Source organism: Pigmentiphaga sp. NML080357, from assembly GCF_002188465.1.
In the GTDB taxonomy this organism is placed as follows: domain Bacteria; phylum Pseudomonadota; class Gammaproteobacteria; order Burkholderiales; family Burkholderiaceae_B; genus Pigmentiphaga.
Genome location: NZ_NINW01000021.1, coordinates 1 through 23,329, shown reverse-complemented (window position 1 = coordinate 23,329; position 23,329 = coordinate 1). Strand labels below are relative to the sequence as shown.

20 protein-coding genes and 2 pseudogenes are annotated in these 23,329 nt (G+C 62.5%); 3 read left to right on the top strand and 19 right to left on the bottom strand.

Features of this window, described 5'->3' with window-relative positions:
* Positions 1 to 22: 22 nt before the first annotated feature.
* A complete protein-coding gene (locus CDO44_RS05655) occupies positions 23 to 3,991 on the bottom strand; it encodes a YadA-like family protein (protein ID WP_158213206.1) in 3,969 nt (1,322 codons plus the stop codon).
* Positions 3,992 to 4,333: 342 nt separating this feature from the next.
* Positions 4,334 to 5,242: a LysR family transcriptional regulator gene (locus CDO44_RS05650; RefSeq protein WP_087779353.1), complete on the bottom strand. Its 909-nt coding sequence runs from the start codon at positions 5,240 to 5,242 to the stop codon at positions 4,334 to 4,336.
* Between the two features lie 120 nt (positions 5,243 to 5,362).
* Between CDO44_RS05650 and CDO44_RS05645 the strand changes: the two genes are divergently transcribed.
* Positions 5,363 to 7,048, top strand: a complete 1,686-nt coding sequence (locus tag CDO44_RS05645; RefSeq protein WP_087779352.1) for an amidohydrolase — start codon at positions 5,363 to 5,365, stop codon at positions 7,046 to 7,048.
* A gap of 576 nt (positions 7,049 to 7,624) precedes the next feature.
* Here CDO44_RS05645 and CDO44_RS05640 read toward each other — a convergent pair.
* From CDO44_RS05640 to CDO44_RS27815, 6 genes and pseudogenes are all read right to left on the bottom strand, one after another.
* The gene (locus CDO44_RS05640; protein WP_227472608.1) at positions 7,625 to 8,515 is read right to left on the bottom strand and encodes a methylenetetrahydrofolate reductase; all 891 of its coding nucleotides are present in this window, start codon (positions 8,513 to 8,515) and stop codon (positions 7,625 to 7,627) included.
* Positions 8,516 to 8,618: 103 nt separating this feature from the next.
* Positions 8,619 to 9,287: an epoxyqueuosine reductase QueH gene (locus CDO44_RS05635; protein WP_003056085.1), complete on the bottom strand. Its 669-nt coding sequence runs from the start codon at positions 9,285 to 9,287 to the stop codon at positions 8,619 to 8,621.
* Positions 9,284 to 9,754 (bottom strand): annotated as a pseudogene (locus tag CDO44_RS05630) (LysR substrate-binding domain-containing protein); the annotation flags it as partial. The gene CDO44_RS05635 and the pseudogene CDO44_RS05630, both read right to left, overlap by 4 nt.
* A 70-nt stretch (positions 9,755 to 9,824) precedes the next feature.
* The gene (locus CDO44_RS05625) at positions 9,825 to 11,387 is read right to left on the bottom strand and encodes an IS3 family transposase (RefSeq protein ID WP_087779351.1); all 1,563 of its coding nucleotides are present in this window, start codon (positions 11,385 to 11,387) and stop codon (positions 9,825 to 9,827) included.
* Entirely contained in the window at positions 11,356 to 12,258 is a 903-nt protein-coding gene (locus CDO44_RS05620; RefSeq protein ID WP_003056092.1) for an NAD(P)-dependent oxidoreductase, read from the bottom strand. Before CDO44_RS05620 ends, CDO44_RS05625 begins: the two co-directional genes overlap by 32 nt.
* A 6-nt stretch (positions 12,259 to 12,264) precedes the next feature.
* A pseudogene (locus CDO44_RS27815) lies at positions 12,265 to 12,678 on the bottom strand (ATP-binding cassette domain-containing protein); the annotation flags it as partial.
* 171 nt (positions 12,679 to 12,849) lie between these two features.
* Between CDO44_RS27815 and CDO44_RS05615 the strand changes: the two are divergent.
* A complete protein-coding gene (locus CDO44_RS05615) occupies positions 12,850 to 13,737 on the top strand; it encodes a LysR substrate-binding domain-containing protein (protein ID WP_027011074.1) in 888 nt (295 codons plus the stop codon).
* A 571-nt stretch (positions 13,738 to 14,308) separates the two neighbouring features.
* Here the strand turns inward: CDO44_RS05615 and CDO44_RS05605 are convergent.
* The 3 genes from CDO44_RS05605 to CDO44_RS05590 all read right to left on the bottom strand — a co-directional run bounded on the left by CDO44_RS05605 (position 14,309) and on the right by CDO44_RS05590 (position 19,131).
* A complete protein-coding gene (locus tag CDO44_RS05605; protein WP_012204554.1) occupies positions 14,309 to 17,281 on the bottom strand; it encodes a Tn3 family transposase in 2,973 nt (990 codons plus the stop codon).
* Positions 17,282 to 17,283: 2 nt separating this feature from the next.
* A complete protein-coding gene (locus CDO44_RS05600) occupies positions 17,284 to 17,841 on the bottom strand; it encodes a recombinase family protein (RefSeq protein WP_001162010.1) in 558 nt (185 codons plus the stop codon).
* A gap of 447 nt (positions 17,842 to 18,288) precedes the next feature.
* Complete coding sequence (locus CDO44_RS05590; RefSeq protein WP_077189556.1) at positions 18,289 to 19,131, bottom strand: AraC family transcriptional regulator; 843 nt, start codon at positions 19,129 to 19,131, stop codon at positions 18,289 to 18,291.
* 117 nt (positions 19,132 to 19,248) lie between these two features.
* Between CDO44_RS05590 and CDO44_RS05585 the strand changes: the two genes are divergently transcribed.
* Positions 19,249 to 19,782, top strand: coding sequence for a carboxymuconolactone decarboxylase family protein (locus tag CDO44_RS05585; RefSeq protein ID WP_087779349.1), 534 nt, complete (start codon positions 19,249 to 19,251; stop codon positions 19,780 to 19,782).
* A 52-nt stretch (positions 19,783 to 19,834) separates the two neighbouring features.
* On the opposite strand, the gene CDO44_RS05580 is transcribed toward CDO44_RS05585, so the two are convergent.
* The 8 genes from CDO44_RS05580 to CDO44_RS05550 form a co-directional block, all read right to left on the bottom strand.
* Positions 19,835 to 20,392 carry a recombinase family protein gene (locus tag CDO44_RS05580; RefSeq protein WP_003100847.1) on the bottom strand — a complete coding sequence of 186 codons (558 nt, stop codon included), beginning with the start codon at positions 20,390 to 20,392 and terminating at the stop codon, positions 19,835 to 19,837.
* Entirely contained in the window at positions 20,386 to 20,757 is a 372-nt protein-coding gene (locus tag CDO44_RS05575) for a hypothetical protein (RefSeq protein WP_003100853.1), read from the bottom strand. The genes CDO44_RS05580 and CDO44_RS05575 overlap by 7 nt, the downstream gene beginning before the upstream one ends.
* Entirely contained in the window at positions 20,754 to 21,254 is a 501-nt protein-coding gene (locus CDO44_RS05570) for a hypothetical protein (protein WP_003100856.1), read from the bottom strand. The genes CDO44_RS05575 and CDO44_RS05570 overlap by 4 nt, the downstream gene beginning before the upstream one ends.
* The gene (locus tag CDO44_RS05565) at positions 21,251 to 21,577 is read right to left on the bottom strand and encodes a hypothetical protein (protein WP_003100858.1); all 327 of its coding nucleotides are present in this window, start codon (positions 21,575 to 21,577) and stop codon (positions 21,251 to 21,253) included. The genes CDO44_RS05570 and CDO44_RS05565 overlap by 4 nt, the downstream gene beginning before the upstream one ends.
* 254 nt (positions 21,578 to 21,831) lie before the next feature.
* On the bottom strand, positions 21,832 to 22,188 hold the full coding sequence (locus CDO44_RS05560) for a cupin domain-containing protein (RefSeq protein ID WP_003465043.1): 357 nt from the start codon (positions 22,186 to 22,188) through the stop codon (positions 21,832 to 21,834).
* Positions 22,189 to 22,235: 47 nt separating this feature from the next.
* On the bottom strand, positions 22,236 to 22,409 hold the full coding sequence (locus tag CDO44_RS27810; RefSeq protein ID WP_166312401.1) for a hypothetical protein: 174 nt from the start codon (positions 22,407 to 22,409) through the stop codon (positions 22,236 to 22,238).
* Between the two features lie 15 nt (positions 22,410 to 22,424).
* Positions 22,425 to 22,811, bottom strand: a complete 387-nt coding sequence (locus tag CDO44_RS05555) for a DUF86 domain-containing protein (RefSeq protein WP_003100872.1) — start codon at positions 22,809 to 22,811, stop codon at positions 22,425 to 22,427.
* Entirely contained in the window at positions 22,808 to 23,098 is a 291-nt protein-coding gene (locus CDO44_RS05550; RefSeq protein WP_001247892.1) for a nucleotidyltransferase family protein, read from the bottom strand. Before CDO44_RS05550 ends, CDO44_RS05555 begins: the two co-directional genes overlap by 4 nt.
* Positions 23,099 to 23,329: the final 231 nt, after the last annotated feature.

The window sequence follows — 23,329 nt, the reverse complement described above, 5'->3', positions numbered from 1 at the left end:
TCCGATGAGTCGTTCATGCGCGCTACCACTGGTATCCCGCGCCGATGACGGCGCCCACCTTGCCTTGCGAGTTGACGTTGCCGGCGAACTTGTAGACCCAGCGGCCGTTCTCGGAAACGGTGGACACGCCCAGCGCGATCGCCGATTGGCCCAGGTAGTGGCTGGCGGCCGCCGAGGCCATGCTGCGGCCCGGCGCGTAGGCCTGCGGCAGGCCCGCCACCGCCATGGCCGATGCGGCGCCGGCGTTGGCGTTGCGTTCGACCGAGCGCAGGTCGTTGCGCAGGTTGCTGATGCCGGAGCCGATTTCTCCGGTGGCATCGCGCAATTGCCGGACGTTGACGGCATCCGTGTCCTGCGTGCCGTCGGCAACATTGGTGATCTGGCGCTCCTGCCCCGCCGCCCCGACCGAGACGGAGTTCGGCCGGTCCGCCACCGAACCGTAGCCCAGGGCGACGCTGTTGCCGCCGCTGGCCTGGGCGCCGGTACCGAGGGCCATGCTGTTCGCGCTGCTGGCCTGCGCGCCGGAACCGATCGCCACGCTATTGGAGACCGCGGCGCTGGCGTTGGCGCCCATGGCGAGACTGCGGTCGCCCTGGGCCTTGGCCCCCGTACCGAAGGCCGAGGAATTCGTCGCGGACGCCACGGCGGAATTGCCGACCACGGTGGCATTCGCGCCCGTCGCCTGCGCGCCGTTGCCCATCGCGGTGGAAGCCTCGCCCGACGCCACCGCGCCGGCGCCGCCGGCGGCCGAATCCTTGCCCGTGGGCGTCGGCTTGGCGCGGGCCAGCGAGTTCTCGACCTGGAACATCCCGTCCTTGCCTTGCTGGATGTTGGTCACGTCGTTCTTGATGTTGGTCACGTCGCCCGATACTTCCTTCAACTGGCGATAGTTGACGGCATCGGTATCCTGGGTCGCGTCGGCGACGTTGGTGATCTGGCGCTCCTTGCCGGCCGAGCCCACCGACACGGTGTTGTCCCGATCCGCCACCGAACCTGCGCCCAGCGCGACGCTGTTGTTCGCCTTGGCCTCGGAATTGGCGCCGATGGCCGTGGAGTCGGTGCCGGTCGCCTTGGAGCCCGTGCCCACGGCGGTCGAGTTCGATCCGCTGGCGGTCGAGCCCGAGCCCATCGCTGTAGATTGCGCCCCGGTCGCCTTGGCTTCGGATCCCACCGCGGTGGAAGCCGTCCCCGAGGCCGCCGACGCGCCGCCCACCGCGACGCTGTTGTCGGCGGAGGTCGTGGCGCCATTGCCCATCGCGACGCTGTTGGTGCCGCCCGATACCGCCGCCGGGCCCGCCGCCACGCTGTTGGTGCCGTTCGCCTGCGCAGCGGCCAGCGTGGAATTGGCCTTGAAGTACTTGGTATCGACGTCGATATCGTTGATGCGCTTGTAAAGGCTGAGGTTGCTCATGACGTTGGTTTCGTCCTGCGTCCAGCCCCACAGCTGCGATCCGTTGATGGCCTCGGTGCTGCTCGAGGTCACGGCGCCCGGTCCCAGATTGGCGATCACCGTGCCGCCGCCGCCCGGGTTCAGCGTGATCTTGGTCTTGCTGTCGTCGTCGTACTTGACAGCCAGTTTGTCGACGTCGCCGATCCGGCTGTCCACTGCCTTCAACTGGGCGATGTTCACCGCATCGGTATCCGCGCTGCCGGCCGACAGATTGGTGATGCGCCGCGTCGCCCCGGCGCTGCCCACCGACACTTCGCCGGCCGACGATTGGCGTGCGGCCAGCGCATAGGCCACATAGTCGGCCTGCGCGCCTACGGTAGTGGTCGAGCCCGCGCCCAGCGCGACGCTGTTGGCCATGCTGGCGTTCGCCCCATTGCCCAGGGCGACGGCATTGGCCGCCGACGCCACCGATGCGCCGCCCGCGGCGACGCTGTCCGTACCGGCCGCCGACGCCGCGGCCAGCGTGGAGTTGGCCTTGAAGTACTTGGTGCCGCTGTTGTCGATATTGGTGATGCGGTTATCGACGTTGGTCACGCGGTTGTCGACATTGGTGATATTGGTGTTGGTCTCGTTCAGCTGCGAGCCGTTCACCGCGTCGGTGCTGGTCGCGTTCACCGCACCGGCCTTGACGTTGGTCACGACAGTACCGCCCGTGCCAGCCAGCGTTACCTTGGTCTTGGTATCGTCGTCGTACTTGACCGAGTTGCCGTCGATCGTGCCGATCTGGTCGGCCACGGCCTGGAGCTGGCGTACGTTCACGGCATCGGTGGCCGCCGTGCCGCCCGCCACGTTGGTGATTTGCCGCTCGTTGCCGGCCGAGCCCACCGACACGGCGCCGCGGACCGGCACCGCGACATTGGAGAAGCGCTCCGTGCCGCCGCCCTCGCGATCCGACACCGACTGGAAGCCCAGGGCCACGCCGCCCGCCACGGTGGACGACGCGCTGGCGCCCAGGATGGTCTGGCCGTTGGCATTGCCGTAGGTGCTGTCGCCGATCAGGACCGAATGGCCCTTGCGCGCCGCATAGTTGGTGTCGGGCACGCCCGGCATGTTGGGATCGGTGAAGATGTCGCTGGCGTTTTCGTTGGGCAGGATGTGCTTGGCGTTGGTGCCGATCACGACTTCCTGCGAACCGTTGGCGGAGGCGCCGTCGCCGATGAGGACCTGGTTGTTCTGCGCAGCCGGGATGTCCCAGCAGGTGGCTCCGGCGATGCCCAGGACGTTCAGGCAGTTGTTCCTGTCCACCCACGACGGGGCGTCCGTCCCGGGCAGCAGCAAACCGTTGTTATAGGTCAGGCCCGAGTTGATGTTGGTGATGTAGTTGCCCGAGGTGACGCCGCCGAGCAAGGTGAGCTTCTGCTCGGGCAGGCTGCCGCCAAGCGTGCCTTGCAGCGTGCCTGTGACGGGAGCCAGGTCCAGGACCGGCACGCCGAGCACGTTGACCACCCGGAAGCGGGCGTTGATGTTCTCGCGGTTCACGCTCAGCGCACCCGAACGCAGCCAGGCTTCCTGCTGACCGAACAGGCTCAGCGTGAGCGGCTGCAGGCCCTGCCCCACGCCGCCGAGCAAGCCGGCGGTGCCGATCACCAGGCCGGTGGGCGGTGCCGGATTGAGCGGCGGCGGCTCCGACCCGGATACCGCGGCGGCCGCCGCTTGCCGGCTGGAGCTGCTCGGCAGCAGCGATCCGCCCATCGGCATGGAGTTGAGCGACACATTGCTCGCCAGCGACGATGCCGGCGTGGCCGACAGCGTATTGGACAGCGCGGTCGAGACCGATGCCAGGGACGTGACGGACGCGCCCGGCGTGCTCGAGGAAACCGGGCCGAACACCTTCGCGGTCGGATCGGACGGAATCGATGCAACGGTCTGGGCAGGCACCGAACCGAGCGTATCGGCGACCGTGGCCGGCGCCGAGGCGACGGCTTCAACGGTCTTGGCTGGCGCCGAAACAAGCTTTTCGAGCACCCTGGCCGGGGCTGAAGCGACGGTCTTGGCGACCTTGGCCGGCGCCGACGAGGCGACCTTCGCGACCCTGGCCGGCGCCGACGCGACCGCCTCCACGGCCTTGGACGGGACGGACGCAATCGTCTCCAGCGCGGGAACGGGCACCGCCGCCAGCGCCTCGCGGACGACCGGAACCGAAGGCGGCGCCTCGGCGATCGGCACCTGCTGCAGCATCGGCGCCGCCTGCATCACGGGCGCGCTCAAACCGGCCAAGGCCGCGGCAGTCTGGGATACGGCTTGCGGCGCAAGCTCCATGGCGGGCGCGGCCACCGGCGCAGGAGCCGCATTGGTGGCCGCCTGCAGCATCTGGCTCATCACGCCCACGGCGGCGCCTTCCGTCAAGCGGGCATTGGCCAGCCCCGGTATGCCATGCATGCCGTCCGCCGATGCCGGCGCGGCCCACACCCCGGCCATCAGCGCCACTGCGACCGCCCCTGCCCGGCCGGCGTTTCGCTTGCCCTGGGCACGCGCGGTCTCCGCGACCGCCACCCAACATCCGAGCCTGTGGCTCCACACGGTGCGATAGGTCTTGTTCACTTTCAGCCCCCACAATTAGGCATTCCATCAGCGCCGCAATCCACCGGCCCCGGAGGTCGGTCGATGATGAAAAACATGTTTGCGGGACGTTCGAGCAAAACCTATGCCATCGGCTGAAAGCGCAAGCGGGACATGCGCTTGCGGGTCGCGCCGCGGACCTGACGGGGGAGCGAAAAACGTTGAAAGAAAACGGGATATCGGCAATCCGAAGATGTTCCTTCGATGCGATAGTCACACCATTTCAGCTGCCGGTAAGCACACGGGAAAGCCGAAACGTTACGTACCATGCGCATCCGCGTTACGTAACGCGTGACGGCGATTCGCGCGGCATCGGCAGCCGCTTCAGGATTGGCCTGCCGCCATGCGCGCGACGGCCTCGCGGGCGATGTCGATGAAGGCCGACGCCGCGGCCGATGGCGAACGGAAGCGATCGCGGATCAATACGATCTCGGAACGGACCACGGGTTCGCGCAAGGGCCTTGCCACAGTCTTGGCCTCGCCGGGGATCAGGGCGCCATAGGGCGGCATGACCGCCACGCCGAATCCCGCCTCGACCAGGCCGATGACCGTGCTCAACTGCACCACCTCGACCGCGATGGAAGGGCGCAGCCCCAGGCGTGCGAAGCTGCGGTCCAGGAACTGGCGGAAAGTATTTTCGGGCGTAAGGGTGACCAGCGGCACGGCGGCAAGATCCGCCCACTTCAACGCGCGGCGCCGGGCCAGTGCGTGGTCGCCGGGAAGCAGGGCCATGAGCGGTCCTTCGAGCAGAGTCTCGGTCAGGTATTCGTCATGGTCTTCGGGCCGCGCGCCGATGCCGAGGTCGATCTCGGCCGACGCGATGCCGGCCGGGATGGCTTCCGAGGGAATATCCCGCAGCGTCAGCGCAATGTGCGGATAGGCCGCGCGGAACTGCGCCGCGATGCCTATCAGCAGCCGCGACATCAGCAGCGGCGGCGCCGCCACGGTGACGTGGCCATGCTGGCGGGAGGCCAGGCCCTTGACGTTGCCGACGGCGGTGGACAGGTCCGCCAGCAACCGCGCCGCGGGTCCGCGGAATTCCCTCCCGGCGTCGGTCAGGCAGACCTGGCGCGTGCTGCGGTCGAACAGCCGGCATTCCAGGCTTTGTTCCAGCTCCCGGATCAGGATGCTCAGGCCCGATTGCGAGATATGGATACGCTGGGCCGCCTTGCTGAAATTGCCTTCGTTGCAGACGGCGACGAAGGCCTCTAACTGGCGCAGGGAAATCGACATCGCCGCCGCCTGCCTCCGTTGTATTGAAAAACGATATGAATCTATATGAATATTTCAATTTTTACAATCAGTCGACTCTGCTAGATTTGCCGGAACGCTTACCGCAGGAGCCCGCCGGCCGTGCCCTCCACCCTCGTCCTCCATCGAGGCAAGATCATCACCTGCAACGACCGCGACGGGATCGCGTCCGCGGTCGCCATCCGCGGGCGGCACGTCGTCGCCGTGGGCAGCGATGACGAAGTGCTGGCCGCCGCGGGGCCGCAGGCCAAGCGCATGGACCTGGGTGGCAAGTCGGTGCTTCCCGGGCTCACCGACGGCCATGCGCACATGGACCGCGAAGGCTTGCGGCGCCACCTGCCCAGCCTGGCCGGCGCCCGGACCAAGCAGGACATCCTCGATATCATCGAGGCCGAGGCGCGCAAGGCGCCGCCGGGCACCTGGATCGTCACTCAACCCATCGGCCAACCGCCGGAATATCCCGAGCCCGACGACGCGCTCGCGCAGGGGCTTTATCCCACGCGCGACGACCTGGACCGCGTCAGTCCCGATCATCCTGTCTATATCCGGCCTATCTGGGGATACTGGCGCAACCGCGCGCCGCTGGTCTCGGTCGCCAACAGCCGGGCACTGGCGCTGGCGGGCGTGGGCGCCGGCACCGCCTCTCCCTCGCCCGACATCGACATCGAGCGCGATGCCCGCGGGTACCCCACCGGCCGTTTCGTCGAACGGACGCTTGTACCCATCGTCGAGCACACGCTGATGCGGGCCGCGCCGGGCTTCACCGCGGAACAGCGCGCCACGGGGCTGCGCCATGCCATGGCCGAATACAACCGCTATGGCACCACGGCCGTGTTCGAGGGCCATGGCGTGGCGGACGAGGTCATACAGGCCTACGAAACGGTGCGGGCCCAGCGCGCTTCGACCGTGCGTGCGACGCTGGTGCTGAGCCCCTACTGGGGCCCGCGCGGCAGCGGCGACGCGCTCGAACTGCTGCGCGACTGGAGCGGCTGGCTGGCGCGGCGCGGACGAGGCGACGCACTGCTGCGCGTGCAGGGCCTGTATGCCGAAATAGACAAGGACCCGCTGAACAATGCGCTGCGCGCCGGCAATCATCCTTGTACCGGCTGGGCGGGCTTCCAGGCGGGCGCCGCGCTCGACGCCGAGACGCTGGCGCCGCTGCTGGTCGAGGCGGCCCGCGCCGGCATACGGGTGGCCGGCATCTGGCCCGATCTCCTGCCGCTGTTCGAAGCGGCCCACCGGCATCACCCCATCGACGGCCAGCGCTGGGTGCTGGGCCACCAGCCGGTGCTGGATGCGCAAACCGTCGCACGGATACGCGACCTCGGCATCGTGCTGACGACCCATACCAACCGCCACATCTACAAGGACGGCGATCTCTGGATGCAGCGACGCGGCCCCGACGCACAGGACGACATCGTGCCGCTGCGCCGCCTGCTCGATGCGGGGGTGCCCGTCGCCTTCGGCAGCGACAACCTGCCGGTATCGCTGTTCGGACCGGTCTGGCACGCCGTTGCCCGCCTCAGCCGCGGCGGCCGGCCGGTAGCCCCCGCCCAGGCCTTGAGCCGGCAGGAGGCGCTCCGCATCGCGACTCGCGGCGGCGCCTACCTGACCTTCGACGAAGACGTGCGCGGCGCCATCGCGCCCGGCAAGCTGGCCGATCTCGTGGTCCTGAACGGCGATCCCCTGACCTGCGCCGAGAACGACATCGCCACCCTTCATTCCCTATTGACGGTGGTCGACGGCCACGTCGTCGACCTTCCATCCAGCAAGGAGATTGCCCCATGAAGAATGCCCCCACGCTTGCCGCTACGCGGCTGCGCTGCCCCCCGAGGGGGCGCTTTTCATCTTGGGGCGGCCCGGCGATGAAAAATGTCCGCTGTCAAGTCTTTGATGTAGACGGACAGTTCCGTAAAAGGTCTTATGGAATAACAGGTTAGTCCATATTTTGGTCGCTACGCATCCTTGCTGATTTGCGAGCTAGGTGCCACATAGGCGCTTTGCAGTGGCAAACGTAAGGATGTCTCAGCGAGCAAAGTCGCATCATCAAAGTTTCGGTCTATCACCATCTTCCTACAGAAGGCAGTTCGAGAAGGGCGTTTATCGTGTTTGCCCCCCCAATCTGCCAATCGATAGCTCGCACCGTCGAAGCCGATGATGCGGGCGATCCATTTCGATGTGGCATTTGCGCCTGCGTCCGGTGATGTTGGCCGCGTGTGTCCTGTGCCAATGGGATCGCGCCCATGGGGCGCTTGCGCAACGCGAAGGCTGAGGCGGGCGGTAGGATGCTCTCGAAGCGTTCGCCCCAACGAGGTCTGCTTCTATGGGGCATGCCAGTGCAAGCGACTGCTGGAGGCGCAGTAATCACATGGGAGCCGTGTCGATGGGTTGTTCAGGCTCGGCACGCGAGCAGTACTGCTCTACCCACTTCACGGACTGAGCGATGCCTCCGAATGGAAAGAAATGCAGGCTCACCTTTCCATGTGCTTCGGTCAGGCGGGTGGTCAGACGATCCACAAAGAGATCCGGGCCTGCTATGCCGAACAGCTTGCTGATCGAGATGCCGTACTTGGACAACATCGACGCGCATGCGCTAACGCCACACAAGGCGGCATAGCGCGCCAGCACCGCCACGCCTGCAGGGCCCGGCACGCCCACGCGTACGGGATGTTCGACGCCACGCCCGCGCAGGGCTTCCAGCCAGGCCAGCACGATGTCGGCATCGAAGGCAAATTGCGTGACGATCAAGGGCGCCATGCCGCGCCCTTCGATGCAGCGACACTTGTGTTCGAGCACTTTCCAACGATCAGATGTGCTCATGACCGGATGGCCCTCGGGATGGCCACCCACGCCGACCATCTGAATGCCCGAGCGCTCGAACACGCCTGATTCGATCAGTGAGGAGCTGTCGGCAAACGGCCCCAGCGGGGTGGACGGATCTCCAGCGATCACGAAGCAACGCTTGACGCCGGCTTCCGCGACCGCGCGCTGGATGAACGACTCCAGTTTTGCGAACGAGGCGATACGGCGTGCAGCGAGGTGAGGCATGGGCTCAAAGCCGAGTCCGCGAACGGCCTGCGCTGCGGCCAGTCGCGCGTCGTTGTCCTGGTTCGCCAGGTAGGGAATGGAAATGGTTGACCCGGGCAATACACGCGGCGCCGCTGCGGTCAGCGCAGAGATATCCTTCGCGTTGACCTCTAACGAATAGGCGTCGGTGATGTTGCCGATGGGCTTTGACTTGTCGGAATGAAGCAAGGGGCTTGCCATATCTGGCGACTGTTGGGAGAGTTCCGACCCGCCAGCGCTGATCGGGTCGGTTGGAAGCCATGGAGCGGCATCGCTCACCCGGCAAGGCGCGTCAATCTTTGGGGGGCTGTTCGTCACCGTAGAACGTCACGCCGAGCTGGATGCGCTCGCGGCCGCTTTCCACGCGGTGGCGGTTCGTGTCGCGCAGCGAGTAGACGCAGCCGCAGTATTCCTGTTGGTAGAAGTTCTCGCGCTTGCTGATCTCGATCATGCGCGCCGAGCCGCCGCCCTTGCGCCAGTTGTATTCCCAGTACATCAGGCCAGAGTACTTGGCCGCCGCACGCACGCCGCAGTCATTGATCTGCTGCATGTTCTTCCAGCGCGAGATGCCCAGGGAACTGGTGATCACCGGAAAGCCGTGCTCATGCGCATACAGCGCCGTGCGCTCGAAACGCATGTCGAAGCACATGGTGCAGCGCACGCCGCGTTCGGGCTCGTGCTCCATGCCCTTGGCGCGCTCGAACCAGTTGTCCCGGTCGTAGTCCGCATCGACGAAGGGCACGCCGAACTGCTCCGCGAAGCGGATGTTCTCGTTCTTGCGCAGCTCGTATTCCTTGAGCGGATGAATGTTGGGGTTGTAGAAAAAGATGGTGTAGTCAATGCCCGAGGCCAGCATGGCCTCCATGACCTCGCCTGAGCACGGCGCGCAGCACGAATGCAGCAGCACCTTGTCGTGGCCTCCGGGCAGCGCAAGCGCTTTGCGTTCGACGGTGGTGTTCATCCCTTGGCTCCTTGGGCAATAGCGGTGGTGGCAGTTGCAGGCTGGCGGGCCAGTTCGACGAAGGCCCGCACGTAGTCAATGGCGGTATCCGCCTCGCGTGCGCCCAGGAAGATCTGCTTGGCAATACCGCGCGCGCCCAGCCGCACAGGCACCACGTCCATCCTGGCCGCATATTCCTCGACCAGCCAGCGCGGCAGCGCGGCGACACCGCGGCCGCTGGCCACCATCTGCACCATGATGTCGGTGGTTTCGATGGCTTTGTGGCGCTTGGGCGTCACGCCGGCCGGCAACAGGAACTGGCTGTAGATGTCCAGGCGTTCGATGTCCACGGGGTAACTGATGAGCACTTCCCGGGTCAGCTGCTGGGGCTTCACGTAGGCCGTAGAAGCCAGGGGGTGGTCTTTGGCCACGACCAGCACCTGCTCGTAGTCGAACACGGGTTCGAACTTCAGCCCCGGCTTGAACAGCGTGTTGATTTCCACCCAGAAGTGACCCACTAGCCCCCGGTGGGGGTGCGGATAAAAACTTGGACTGGTTTTATGCGGCTAGGCCAAGTTTGTGCCGGTATTCCACAGGACTTAAACGTCCCAGAGATACCTTGATACGTTTTTCGTTGTACCAACGAATGTACGCATCGACAGCTTCAATGAACTGCTCAATCGTTGTTGATTGCCAGTTGTTGGGATAGAACAGCTCCATCTTTAGCCTTCCAAAAAAGCCTTCGCACGCAGCGTTGTCTGGTGAGCACCCTTTGCGAGACATCGAGCGAGTCAACTTTGCATCATGGACCCTCGAGAGCCAGCCTGGCCAGCGGTAGTGAGCTCCACGATCAGAATGAATCACAGGGCGGCTCTCGCTGCCTTGAACAGCATCAATGGCCGCATCCAGCATTGTGTTGACGAGATGTGCGTTGGGATGAGTCCCAATCGACCAGCTCACCACCAGCCCGTCAAAGCAATCAATGACTGGCGACAGGTAAACCTTGCCAGCAGGAATCTGGAGTTCAGTAATGTCGGTGAGCCACTTCTCATTGGGCGCAGCGGCACGGAAGTCTCGATTGATGAGGTTTTGCGGGGCGGCACCTATCTCTCCAAGGTAGGAGTTATATCTGCGGCGTTTGGGCTTGGCCACGATCAACCCCTCCTGCTTCATCAGCCGACGAACCACCTTCTCTGAGATGCCCGTGCACTCCTTGAGCAGAGATGCCTGCACCCTGCGATATCCATAGCAACGGTAGTTGTTGTCGAAGATCTCTGTGATGCTTCGGCGTAAATCAACGTATTTGTCAGCCAGCTTCAGCCGAGCACGATGGTAAAAATACGAGCTTCTAGCAAGGCCAACAAGAGAAAGCAGTTCTGGCAATTCATACTGCCCGTGCAACGCTTCAACCAGCACAGCCTTATCTTTGTTTGCCAGCCTATGCAGATCAATGTCAGCCCCATTTTTTAAGATTTCATGGGCCTGCTTGAGAAGCTCACGTTCTATCTTCAGCCGCCGAACATCCTGGCGCAATGATTCAACTTGGCGCCTGAGTGCTGCTTCATCCAACACTGGCGATCGCTTTGGACTGTGTTTCATTGAGGCTGGGGCACAAGGGCCAAGCAACTGATTTTTCCAGTTGTACAAGGTCCCCCTACACACCCCTAACTTGTCCGCAATCTGCTGTGCACTTGATCGACGGGCACACAGCTGCACCACGCCCTCACACATCAAGGCATCAGGCTTTGTAGCCGGCCAAGATCTGCCTACTCTCGATTTGCAGGTGTCAGGGCAGTCTTGCCGAACCCACGCAGTCAACGTTCCTCGACCCGGATAACCCAAAGCCCTCATCGTTGCAGCAATACAGCGATCATGGGCGAGGTAATGAGCAATAGCCACCTGCCTTTGCTGCAGCGAATATTTTGGTGCTCTTGGAGCTTGGCTTGCTGGCAAATCCTGATGCTTCAGGTAGTGCTGATACCAGCCTTTCAATGCGTTCTTGGTTGGGTACCCCAACTGGCGAATCGTGGCTCTGACACGCAAGCCAAGCTTGATGTAAAGCGCAACTGCACGAATCCTGTCTGCGTACCTATGCTGCCGCGCTGGCCTCGACAGCAACATCACTCAAACTCTCGCCCCTGAGTGAGCGGACTAGGTTCTCAGCAGCCCGCATTTCAATTTCGAACCGTACGCGTCTCACAGCCGAGCCGATGTGGGGAGTGAGTACTGTTCTGGCGTTGTTGGTCAATCCCGGATGAATTTCGCGAGGTCTGTCTGGAAGTAGCCAATCTTCCATCTCATAGACGTCAGCGGCGTACGCGCCAAGTTGCTCATTCGCCAAGGCATCGACAACCGCCCTTTCGTCGACCACAGACCCCCTACCCACGTTTACAAGGATCTGGCCCTTTTTCGATAGTTGAAGCATCCTGGAGTCAACCAGGTGGCGCGTATCGCTAACAAGAGGCACTGCCAGGAACACATAGTCCGATGTGCTGACAGCCTCATCAAGCGTGACCAGTTCGACCTGATCTAGACGCACACTTGGGTCTACACCAAGCAGCCGCGCGCAGCCAAAGCCCGCGAGTCGCGCCAATATGGCCTGCCCAACTTTTCCGAGACCGATCACGCTGGCCACCGACCCATGAAGCCCGGTTCCGTATAGAGCTGGCCTCCACCCAGAGTAGCCTGCTCTTGTAGCGGCGTCACCCTGAAGCACGTTCCTGCCAGCAGCAATAGCCAATCCGATGGCCAGCTCGGCTGTGGGCTCTGTGAGGAGGTCAGGAACAAAGGTGACGCTCACCCCGGCTTGTGCGCAAGCCCTCAGGTCGAAGTTGTCGTACCCCTTGAGTGCACAGGAGATGGTCTTGAGCCTGGGAGCGTTCAGCAGCGACTCTTTGGTCACACTGTCTGTCATGAAGGCCATCATGGCATCAGCATCCACGAGGTACTCCCTGAGCTGGCTGGGGCTCCAGGGGTCAGGCCCTGGATTCATGATGACCTCAATCACTGTGAGCGCCTCCAGCTTGTCCTTCTTGCTCCACGGCCATAGCGAAGCGAATGCACCCCTGTCACCGAGCTTTCCCATCAGAACATTCCTGAGGACCGACTGACGTCCAATCAGATGATGCTGCTGGAAAACCATCCCACAGCGCTTGCGGTGCTCTCTCAGCGTCTTTGCGTTGACTACCCCACCTGCCAGGCCAGGTATCGATACCTCGCCTTTTGTGGGCAGCACCAGTCCATTGATGCTTCGTAACAAGGTGGACTTCCCTGCGCCCGAGGCGCCCAGAAGCACCAAAAACTCTCCCTGCTTCACATCCAGACTCGTCGGGTGCAAGGCCACGGTCGAGTCAACGTAGCGGACGGAAACTCCCTTGAGACTCAGAACGTCTCGGTCCTTCTCCAACTTCATGTTGTTACCTTTGCAAGTTTCTGCCTGCGAGCAGCGCGAGAGCGCTTATGACGCACATTTGCCGCAGAAAGAAGTTCGATACGGCTAGGCATGCGTGCAGTTTGTTCGTGGAACGTGTCATCAATATGAAACTTGCACCCCGAAAAATAGGGGTATCTATAGATAACACCTATGTCTGGACTCACGCTACTTGCGGCTTTGAAAGCCTTTGATGCGACGGCAAGGGCCGGAAGCATGACTGCTGCTGCGAAGCTGCTTGATCTACAGCAGCCCACCATCTCAGCGCATATTCAGCGCCTGGAGAATGAGTACGGCGTGGAGCTTTTTCTTCGTCAAGGCCGCCGGCTTGAGCTGACTACCTTTGGCAGGACTCTGCTGGACTACACGCGGCGGGCATTCAGCGGCGAGGAAGATGCGCACGCCCTTTTGGCAGCAGCCAAAAACCGATTCGTCGGGCGTCTTGTGATTCACGCGATCGGCCCGTACAACGTAGTCCCTGTTCTGAAGGCCTTCGGGAGCCGCCATCCCCAGGTCGAGGTCTCTGTCCGTGTAGGCGACTCCCGCTCAATCACGGAAAAGCTCCTCGACTACCAGGGTGATGTCGGCGTGGTCCTCAATCACGCCGAGCACCCCGAACTCCATTGCATGCCATACAGGTCACAGCGCCTGGTGGTCTTTGCGAACCGAGAGCACGCCCTAGCCCGGTGCGGTGAGATAGTGCTCAAGGACCTTCAGAGCCAGCGCTTCGTCATACGTGAGGAAGGTTCAACGACAAGAAGAGTCTTCGAGAGCGAGCTAATTGCCCGCAATATCAACATCCAGGTTGCGCTGGAGATGGGAAGCCGGGAGGCTGTCCGCGAGGCAGTCGCACAAGGAATAGGACTAGGCGTCGTTGCCGAGACAGCCTATGTTCCAGATCCGCGTCTTGTGAAGCTGAAGATTCTGGATACAGCAATGGCCACCCACGTCGACTTCATCTGTCGTCGCGAACGACAGAACGCTCCGCTGATAGCAACGATTTTCGACTTGGCAAAAGAGGTGAGAAGAGGCCTGGCCTAAAGATTCACGAACTTGGCGACAGGGCCCGAGTGGATCATTCATGCCAAGCCTATCGTTAGCAGCCATGCTGTCAGTCAAACAGGCCTAGATGGCTGCGCCTGTGGGAAGTGACTCCGTTGGATCCACTCTTACTCTTCGTCGTAGCCAATACCGTTGGACCATCGACAAGCTCCCTGTACAGCTTGTATCTTGGAGCGACGTACGGAGTTAGGGGAGCGCTTGGCTACACGCTCGGCACCAGTCTTGGCTTCTCCATCGTCGTCACTACCAGCTCCGTGCTAGTCGCGGTTGCCTATGAGATTCCTGCTGGCGGGCAATTTGGCCTAAAGCTGTTCGCGTCTGGCTATACCGCGTGGATTGCAAGCAAGTGCTTGCGTACTGCCTGGACGTCCAGCCGTGATTCCACCAAGGCTCTTGCCTTCACCAAGCTTGGGGCCTATGACGGTGCCATTCAGCAACTCGCAAACCCACGAGGGTGGGCCCTCGCCACTGTCTCAGTGGTCGGGTTCTCCGACGCCCAAGTCCCACCGTTGATGGAGGGGTCGTCTCAGAAAACGGAAAATAAAGCACGCTAAGCCGGTGGCAGCGGTCGCAATGGCCTGAACTTCCCCGCACCGACCTTGGCACTGCTGCGCCATAGGTAATCGCCGGTCAGGTTGATATGCTCCCACCCCAGCGGTGACAGATATTGCAGCAACGTGTCGTCCAGCGCCTTGCCGTGGGCACGCAAAGCACTGGTGGCACGCTCCAGATAGACCGTGTTCCACAACACGATGGCCGCCGTCACCAGATTGAGGCCGCTGGCCCGGTAGCGCTGCTGCTCAAAACTGCGGTCGCGGATTTCACCCAATCGGTAGAAGAAGACCGCCCTGGCCAGCGCGTTGCGCGCCTCGCCCTTATTCAGCCCCGCATGGACGCGGCGGCGCAGCTCCACGCTTTGCAGCCAATCCAGAGTGAACAGCGTGCGCTCGATGCGCCCCAGCTCGCGCAGGGCGACGGCCAAGCCGTTTTGGCGCGGATAGCTGCCGAGCTTGCGCAGCATCAGCGAGGCCGTCACCGTGCCCTGCTTGATCGAAGTGGCCAGCCGTAGGATTTCATCCCAATGAGCGCGAATAGCCTTGATGTTCAGCCTGTCGCTGCTAATCATCGGCTTGAGTGCATCGTAGGCAGTATCGCCCTTGGGAATGAACAGCTTGGTGTCGCCCAGGTCGCGGATGCGCGGCGCGAACCGGAATCCCAGAAAGTGCATCAGGCCGAACACATGATCGGTGAAGCCCGCCGTGTCGGTGTAGTGTTCCTCGATACGCAAGTCAGACTCGTGGTACAGCAGGCCATCGAGCACATAGGTCGAGTCGCGCAAGCCGACGTTGACCACCTTGGCGCTGAAGGGCGCGTATTGGTCGGAGATATGGGTATAGAACGTCCGCCCAGGGCTACTTCCATACTTCGGATTGATATGCCCGGTGCTCTCTGCCTTGCTGCCGGTTCGGAAGTTCTGGCCGTCCGACGATGACGTGGTGCCGTCGCCCCAGTTTCCGGCGAAGGGTTGTCGAAACTGTGCGTTCACCAGCTCGGCCAGCGCCGTCGAATAGGTTTCGTCGCGAACGTGCCAGGCTTGCAGCCAAGACAGCTTGGCGTAGGTGGTGCCAGGGCAGGACTCGGCCATCTTGGTGAGCCCAAGATTGATACCATCAGCCAGAATCGTCGTCATCAGCAAGGTTTTGTCCTTGGCCGTGTCGCCGGTCTTCAGGTGTGTGAAGTGGCGCGTGAAGCCCGTCCATTCATCGACCTCCATCAGCAACTCGGTGATCTTGAGGTGCGGCAGCAACATCGCCGACTGGTCAATCAAGGCTTGCGCGGCGTCTGGCACCGCTGCGTCCAGCGGCGTGATCTTCAGGCCCGATGCAGTGGTGATGATGGCATCCGGTAAGTCGTTGGTCGCCGCCATGCGGTTGACTGTGGCGAGTTGCGCCTCCAATAATTCCAGTCGGTCATGCAGATATTGGTCGCAGTCGGTGGCCACGGCCAGTGGCAATTCGCTGGCCAGCTTCAGGGTGGCGAACTTCTCGATCGGCACCAGGTATTCGTCGAAGTCCTTGAACTGGCGCGAACCCTGCACCCAAACATCACCAGAGCGCAGTGCGTTCTTCAGCTCCGACAGGGCGCATAACTCGTAGTAACGCCGGTCAATACCCTCGTCGGTCAGAACCAGCTTTGCCCAGCGCGGCTTGATGAATGCGGTTGGCGCATCGGCGGGCACCTTGCGCGCGCTGTCGCTGTTCATGCCGCGCAGCACGTCGATGGCATCGAGCACACCCTTGGCGGTGGGCGCGGCGCGCAGTTTGAGCACGTCCAGGAACTGCGGCGCATAGCGGCGCAGCGTGGCGTAACTCTCGCCGATATGGTGCAGGAAATCAAAATCGGCAGGCCGCGCCAGCGTTTGCGCCTCGGTGACGTTGGCGGCGAAGGTGTCCCACGGCATGACCGCTTCGATGGCGGCGAACGGATCGCCGCCGCTTTGTTTGGCTTCAATCAGCGCCTGACCGATGCGCCCATACATCCGCACCTTGTCGTTGATCGCCTTGCCGGAAGCCTGGAACTGCTGTTGATGCTTGTTCTTGGCCGCATTGAACAGCTTGCCGATGATGCGGTCGTGAAGGTCGATGATTTCATCAGTGACGGTGGCCATGCCCTCGATGGCCAGTGCTACCAAGGTGGCGTAACGCCGCTGCGACTCGAACTTGGCCAGGTCGGCGGGCGTCATCTGGCCGCCCTCGCGGGCGATCTTGAGCAAGCGGTTTTGGTGTACCTGCCGTTCGATGCCAGCAGGTAGGTCAAGCGCCTGCCAGGCTTTGAGGCGTTCGATGTGTTCAAGCATGTGGCGCGAGTTCGGCTTGGCGGGCGATTGGCGCAGCCACGCTAGCCACGTCATTTTGCTACCATCCTTGCGCTTGAGCAGTTCGTCCAGGCGCTGGCGATGGACAGGTATCAAGGAATCGGCCAATGCCGCATGGATGCTCCGGTTGGCACGGGTAATGGCCTCGGCGCTTGCGCGCTCGATGGCATTCATGGCGGGTAGGATGATGCTCTGCCGCCGCAGGTTTTCAACAAGGGTGCTGGCCAGCACAATGCCTTTGTCTGTTTGCAAGGCCAGTTCGGTCAGTGTATGCACGGCTTGCCGGTAGTGACTCATGGTGAAGGGCTTGAATCCAAACACCGTTTGCAGCTCGACCAAGTGCTCCCGCCGTGTCTGCTCGCGCTGGCCGTAATCGTTCCAGCTTTCCACCGGCACCTTGAGTTGTGCGGCCACCATGCGCAGCAGGGGCGGAAATGGAGGTTCATCGACGCCCAAGAAGATGCCAGGGAATCGCAAGTAGCAAAGCTGCACGGCGAAGCCCAATCGATTCGCGGCGCCGCGACGCTGACGGATCACCGACAGGTCGGTTTCGTTGAACGTGTAGTGCCGTATCAGTTCGTCTTTGGCATCTGGCAGTGCCAGCAGACTTTCGCGCTCGGTGGCGGACAGGATTGAGCGGCGTGGCATGGTCAGTCTTCCCGCAGGTACTGGTACAAGGTTTCGCGGCTGATGCCGAAGTCACGGGCCACCAAGGTTTTTTGGTCGCCTGCCGCAACTCGCCGTTTCAACTCGGCAATTTGTTCGCTGTTCAGCGATTTCTTTCGTCCCCGGTAGGCACCGCGCTGCTTGGCCAGCACGATTCCCTCGCGCTGACGTTCGCGGATCAGGGCGCGCTCGAACTCAGCAAAGGCTCCCATGACCGACAGCATCAGATTGGCCATCGGTGAGTCCTCGCCGGTGAACGTCAGCCCTTCTTTGACGAACTCCATGCGCACGCCCCGTTGTGTCAGCCCTTGGACGATGCGGCGCAGGTCATCAAGGTTGCGTGCCAACCTGTCCATGCTATGCACCACCACGGTGTCGCCCTCGCGGACGAAGGCCAGCAGCCTTTCAAGTTCGGGACGTTGTGTGTCCTTGCCTGAAGCCTTATCGGTGAATACCTTGCCGACTTCTATTTGTTCCAGTTGTCGATCAGGATTCTGGTCGAAGCTGCTGACGCGGACGTAGCCGATACGTTGACCTTGCAAGATGCCTCCAAAGGTAAAAATGTCAGGATGAAATCTATTACCCTTGACTGAATGTGTCAATAAATATAAATTCACACTCTACTCTGACGTTGTTTGTCGTTTTCAGAAGACGGCTGCACTGAACGTCAGAAGCCGACTGCACTATAGCAGCGGAGGGGTTGGATCCATCAGGCAACGACGGGCTGCTGCCGGCCAATAGCCGACAATGACGACACTGGAAATCCCCGCCTGTGAGCGTCGGCTCAGGGCGGGACAGCGTCATCCAGCTACCTGCGCCACTGACTCAGCCTTGTCCAGCCGGCCGCGCCGCACGAATAGACTGACCAGCCGTTGACGGATCGCCACCTGGAGTTCCGCCAGTTGTTCCGGCGTGATGCGAATTTCACCCGCTCGACGAGCGCAACACCGGCGCCGCCTACGCCAAGAACCGGCGAATCGAACTCAAACTCACGAACCGCTGAGCGCCGCGTCACCGCGCTGCTGCGCCAGCCAGTCGCGCGGGGCGCAGCCCATGCGCACGCGGAAGGCGCGCGCCAGAGCGTTCGGGCTGCCGTAGCCGACGCGGTCGGCCACCACCGCCACCGGCCGCCCCTGCTTGAGCAGGGTGCAACTGACGTTCATCCGCCAGTCGGCCAGATAGTCGCCCGGCGTGACGCCCACCGCGTCCTTGAACGCGGCGGCGAAGCGCGCGCGTGACATGCCCGCCTTCGCCGCCAGCGCCTCGAGCGACCACGCGGTCTGCGGCGCATCGTGCATGGCGGTTATGGCGCGCGCGAGTTTCGGGTCGGCCAGGCCCGCCAGCAGTCCGGTGGCGCCAAGCCGCCCATCCATCAGATAACGCAGCAACTGGATCAGTAGCAACTCGCACAAGCGGTCGATGGCGGCCTGCCGACCGCACTGGTCGCGCTCGGCTTCGGCAAACAGCAACTCTAGCGTCGGCCCGAGGCCGGGCAAGTCCGCCAACGGAATCAGCAGCATCGACGGCAAGGCCATGGCCAACGGATTGCCCGTCGAAGCGCCCAGGTCGACCTCCGCACACAACAGCTCAGCGGTATCGCCGGGGGCGGCGACAAAACGATGCGACGTCACGCGCGGATAAAACAGCAGGCTCGGCTCGGTAACCAGCAGATCTTCATGCACGGGCGAACGCGCCGTAATCGGGCCGCGCCGCACCAGATGGATATAGCCATGCGGCGCCGCGTAATGATGCTGCCCACAGAAGGCGCCGCTGTGAAAAACGCGCGCCGAAAGCGAGTAGTGCCGGAGCAAGCCGGCCAGTCGATCCGCCATTCCACTCTCCATATAAGACGATAGGTTACGTATTTGATACTTTACGTGCCATATCGTACCAAACAAAGGGCGATCATGCCCACTTGCTCTTGCACCTCACCCACTACGGAGATAGACATGACCCAAATCGCCCCCCTGACCATCGACACCGCTGACGCCGCTACCGCTGCCACACTCAAGGCCGTCAAAGCCAAGCTCGGCATGGTGCCGAACCTGCTCGCCACGCTGGCCCACGCGCCGGCAGCGCTCAACGGCTACCTCGGCCTGTCCGAAACGCTGGGCACCGGCCGCCTGAGTGCCACCCAGCGCGAGATCGTTGCGCTCGCTGTCGGTCAAGCCAATCGCTGCCAGTATTGCCTGAGCGCACACACCCTGATCGGCAAAGGTGCCGGACTGTCGGCAGAGGCCATCGCCGCGGCCCGCACCGGCCATGCGGCCAACGCACTTGACGATGCAATCGCCGGCTTTGCCCGCGCGCTGGTCGAGCAACGCGGCGTGGTGTCGGCCGACGCCATGGCCAACTACCGCCGCGCGGGGCTCGACGACGGCCTGATACTGGAAGTGATCGCCAACGTCGCGCTGAACACGCTCACCAACTACACCAACCACATCGCCGACACCACGGTGGATTTCCCCGTGGTCGCCGTCTGATCTCCATAGGCATATAGGAGGGGTCGTCTCAGAAAACGGAAAATAAAGCACGCTAAGCGTGCGTGGAGGCTGGCACCCAGCGGTACAGCGTCGGAATGGACACGCCGAGGTTCTTGGCCACGTCCTTGGGCGGCACCCCGCTGGCCAGCAGCTTCTTGGCCGACTCGATCTTGCTGTCGGTCATCTTCGGCTTGCGGCCGCCTTTGCGGCCGAGCTGCTTGGCGACTTCCAGCCCGGCGCGGGTGCGCTCGACGGTCAGCTCGCGCTCCATTTCGGCAAGGCTCGCCATGACGTGGAAGAAGAACCGCCCGGATGGTGTGCCGGTGTCGATGGAGTCGGTGAGGCTCCTGAACTGGACACCGTGCTTGTGCAGATCGCCGACCAGATCGACCAGTTGCTTGACCGACCGGCCCAGCCGGTCGAGCTTCCAGACGACCAAAGTATCGCCTTCGCGCAGCATTTCGAGCGTCTTGGCCAAGCCAGGCCGGTCTGCCCGCGTGCCACTCACCTTGTCCTCGAAGACCTTTTTACATCCGGCCTTGCTCAAGGCTTCGCGTTGCAGCTCCAGGTTCTGATCCTGCGTCGAGACGCGCGCATAGCCAATCAACATGGCTTGTCTCGCGCCCGGTCGATGCGTTCCTGCATCGCCTGCATCACTTCTTCGTGGGTGTACGATCTGGCGTTGGCGTCGGTGGCTTGCCGCAGGGCTTCCTCAACCTCGCGCGTCATCCGCTCGTAATCCTCCGGCCACAGCGCTTGCTCCATGCGCAGCGACGCCTGACCCAGCAGGTGCAGCAGGCTGAACAGCCGCATGTCGTTGGTGGCGACGATGCGCTCCCGAATCTGCTCCTGAATAGCTTCGCTAGCCCGATGCGCTTGTGGTGTGGCAGTCCCCTCGTAGTCAGCGGGGAATTCCGCTTCCTCGGCAATCCTTGCCCAGGCGCTGGCCAGCGCCTCGATGGTTGACGTGCTCATTTCCGCCGCTCCTGTGCTCTTTGGCGAATCAACCGGCCAAGGGGCCTCGACGCGAAAACCAGCAGCATCACGCCTATCGGATACCAGGTCGAGAAGACCACCAAGGCATCGAAGGCTGGCCGTCCGGTGTTGGTAGGCAGTACGGCGGTCACAGCCATCAACCCGCCGACCGTCCAGATGATGCGCCACACGTAGGGCATCACGCGGGGCACGTAGCCGTCATCGAAAGCGGTCTGGTAGTAGCGGCGCAGGCCGCGCTCGGCAAGCGCCTGGCGCTGCCGCTCCGACAGCGCATCCGTCCGGCCATACCAGCGCCGGAATGGTGGACAGCGCAGCAGCAAAGGGGTGAAGAGGATCATCACCGCCACGATCGCGACACCCCACGCCATGACGGCGCCGGCATCGGGCCGCTTGGCGTTCTCGATCACGGGCGCGAAGACGCCCGGAGCACCGATCATCCAGAACAGCGCAATGTGCTGATGGAAGGAGAGCTTCATTTGCTCATCCACTTGCGCAGCAGGCGCTTTTTCAGGGAGGCGCGTTCTTGCGGGTTGCGTCCCTTGTGATTGGCGATGCGATCCGCCGTGGCGGCCTGGCGCTTGACGGGCCAGTAGGAGCGGCCATCCTTGCCCATCGACCAGACGCTGCTGGCCTGGTTTTCCAGCAGGGGCAGATGGGCGCTCAGGGCTTCGGGCGACGCGCTGGTCAGCGCCGTGCGCTCACGGGTGCGCCAGCGCTGATGCCAGAGCTTCTTGTCCTCGCGCTCGCTGCCGCAGGTCGTGTGCCCGACGATGGGTGTTTTGCGGCGGCTGCGGCTCATAACGTAGTGGTCTCCAAGAACATTCAGGACTGATCCCAGGCGTCGATGGTCAAGACCTGATCGGCAGGACAGGCGGCTACGCGGTCGGGAACTGGATGGTGTTCAGTCTCATGCCGACCCCATTCGATTGATCGCGTCGCTTGCGGCACGCTGCGACGCAAGGAGGTTTGCGACCTGGTTTAGCAGCCGTGTCCGCTGCATGTCTGTTACCTATCTCCCCGACCGCTCATTGGACCAACTCCAGAGATTGGGCTCTATCGCTCAGCCAATACGAAACCGGCATTGGCTGATGCCACAACCGAGACGAACACAAATGGCTCGGTACCTGTATTTCGCGCCCCGTGCACTTGGCCCGGTCTTGCCACGGCTATCTCACCTTCCCTGAGGGCACGAACAATCCCATTGCCCTGAAAGTAATCAGCCATTCCCGACAAAACAGTCCACGTGTCTTGGCCGTGAGGATGAATGTGAGCCGCAATTTCCTGCCCGGGATGGACATGCCAAACCACGATAATTGAGTCTCGGGTTTCAAGCACAACGGAACGAATAGGCTCGCCTTCGGACGGCTGAACATACTCGGCTACAGAAAATATTCTCGATTCAACAGTCATCGGAGATCCCTCTTTCACAGTGCCCCCAGACAGGCTGGATATGAGTTCTAACTCGAATTTGAACGGGAGGCTGGTCGTGCGGTCGTGCAGTTGCCGATGAGCGTGTCGGCTGCTGCCTCCTTGCCCACCAGCGAACTCTCGTCCGTTGCGGCCATCCAGAAGGTCTTGCCCGAGCGCGGCTCATAGGTCGCGGGATCGAACACGCCAGAGGGGCCGAACATCGGCGGCTTGATTGGTCATGGCTCCATGCCTTTGTCGTTACGGTCTTCATCGTCGGCATCCTGACGCACGGCGGGCAATTGCTGGAGCAACGCCGGCAGCCATTCCTGTACCGTCTCCCACACCACATCGAGGTTGATGTCGAAATAGCCGTGAGCCATGCGATTACGCATATTGCGCATGCTGCGCCACGGCACGTCGGCATGCGCCTGGGTGAACTCGACGTAGCCATCCATCACCTTTGTGGCCGCCTCGCCGATGACGATCAGGCTCATGATGACGGCCTGCTGGGTGCGCTTGTCGGCCAAGAAGTCGTCCTTGGCCATCCCTTCCACGAAGCTGCGCGCATCGGTTGCGGCCTGCTGAATGTGGTCGAGGTAATCGGGCAGGCGGTTCTCGCTCATATCGGTTGCGCCTCCGCGAGCACCTTGGCCCGGAACTTCGGCGGCAGGTCGCCGGGAGTCAGCAGATCGACGTCAACGCCGAGCAGCGATTTCAGTTCTTCTTCCAAATCGCCCAAGTCCAACAACGTGGCACCGGGCAGCGCATCGACCAACAGGTCGAGGTCGCTGCCATCCCGGTCGGTGCCATGCAGCACCGAGCCGAAGACGCGCGGGTTCGCGGCGCGAAAGCGGCCTACCGCTTCACGCACTGCGCTTCGCTTCATGTCAAGCACAACAGACGGTCGCATGGGCATCCTTTCTTATCGAAACTCGTTGAGATGATATGCAATCAAGAATAGAATTTCAAGAACTATTTTCGAGAATCGCAATGCCTTGATTCCCGTGCCGCGCCTGTCGTTTTCAGAAGACGGCTGCACTGAACGTCAGAAGCCGACTGCACTATAGCAGCGGAGGGGTTGGATCCATCAGGCAACGACGGGCTGCTGCCGGCCATCAGCGGACGCAGGGAGGACTTTCCG

Excerpts from the sequence above, each read along its gene's own strand:
- CDO44_RS05620 (WP_003056092.1), bottom strand. The coding sequence starts at position 12,258 with ATGAATCCAGGGCCTGACCCCTGGAGCCCCAGCCAGCTCAGGGAGTAC.
- CDO44_RS05575 (WP_003100853.1), bottom strand. The coding sequence starts at position 20,757 with ATGAGCACGTCAACCATCGAGGCGCTGGCCAGCGCCTGGGCAAGGATT.
- CDO44_RS05590 (WP_077189556.1), bottom strand. The coding sequence starts at position 19,131 with ATGGCGGATCGACTGGCCGGCTTGCTCCGGCACTACTCGCTTTCGGCG.
- CDO44_RS05605 (WP_012204554.1), bottom strand. The coding sequence starts at position 17,281 with ATGCCACGCCGCTCAATCCTGTCCGCCACCGAGCGCGAAAGTCTGCTG.
- CDO44_RS05585 (WP_087779349.1), top strand. The coding sequence starts at position 19,249 with ATGACCCAAATCGCCCCCCTGACCATCGACACCGCTGACGCCGCTACC.
- CDO44_RS05650 (WP_087779353.1), bottom strand. The coding sequence starts at position 5,242 with ATGTCGATTTCCCTGCGCCAGTTAGAGGCCTTCGTCGCCGTCTGCAAC.
- CDO44_RS05560 (WP_003465043.1), bottom strand. The coding sequence starts at position 22,188 with ATGACTGTTGAATCGAGAATATTTTCTGTAGCCGAGTATGTTCAGCCG.
- CDO44_RS05570 (WP_003100856.1), bottom strand. The coding sequence starts at position 21,254 with ATGAAGCTCTCCTTCCATCAGCACATTGCGCTGTTCTGGATGATCGGT.
- CDO44_RS05625 (WP_087779351.1), bottom strand. The coding sequence starts at position 11,387 with ATGTTGCTGTCGAGGCCAGCGCGGCAGCATAGGTACGCAGACAGGATT.
- CDO44_RS05555 (WP_003100872.1), bottom strand. The coding sequence starts at position 22,811 with ATGAGCGAGAACCGCCTGCCCGATTACCTCGACCACATTCAGCAGGCC.
- CDO44_RS05635 (WP_003056085.1), bottom strand. The coding sequence starts at position 9,287 with ATGAACACCACCGTCGAACGCAAAGCGCTTGCGCTGCCCGGAGGCCAC.
- CDO44_RS05580 (WP_003100847.1), bottom strand. The coding sequence starts at position 20,392 with ATGTTGATTGGCTATGCGCGCGTCTCGACGCAGGATCAGAACCTGGAG.
- CDO44_RS05550 (WP_001247892.1), bottom strand. The coding sequence starts at position 23,098 with ATGCGACCGTCTGTTGTGCTTGACATGAAGCGAAGCGCAGTGCGTGAA.
- CDO44_RS05615 (WP_027011074.1), top strand. The coding sequence starts at position 12,850 with ATGTCTGGACTCACGCTACTTGCGGCTTTGAAAGCCTTTGATGCGACG.
- CDO44_RS05565 (WP_003100858.1), bottom strand. The coding sequence starts at position 21,577 with ATGAGCCGCAGCCGCCGCAAAACACCCATCGTCGGGCACACGACCTGC.
- CDO44_RS27810 (WP_166312401.1), bottom strand. The coding sequence starts at position 22,409 with ATGTTCGGCCCCTCTGGCGTGTTCGATCCCGCGACCTATGAGCCGCGC.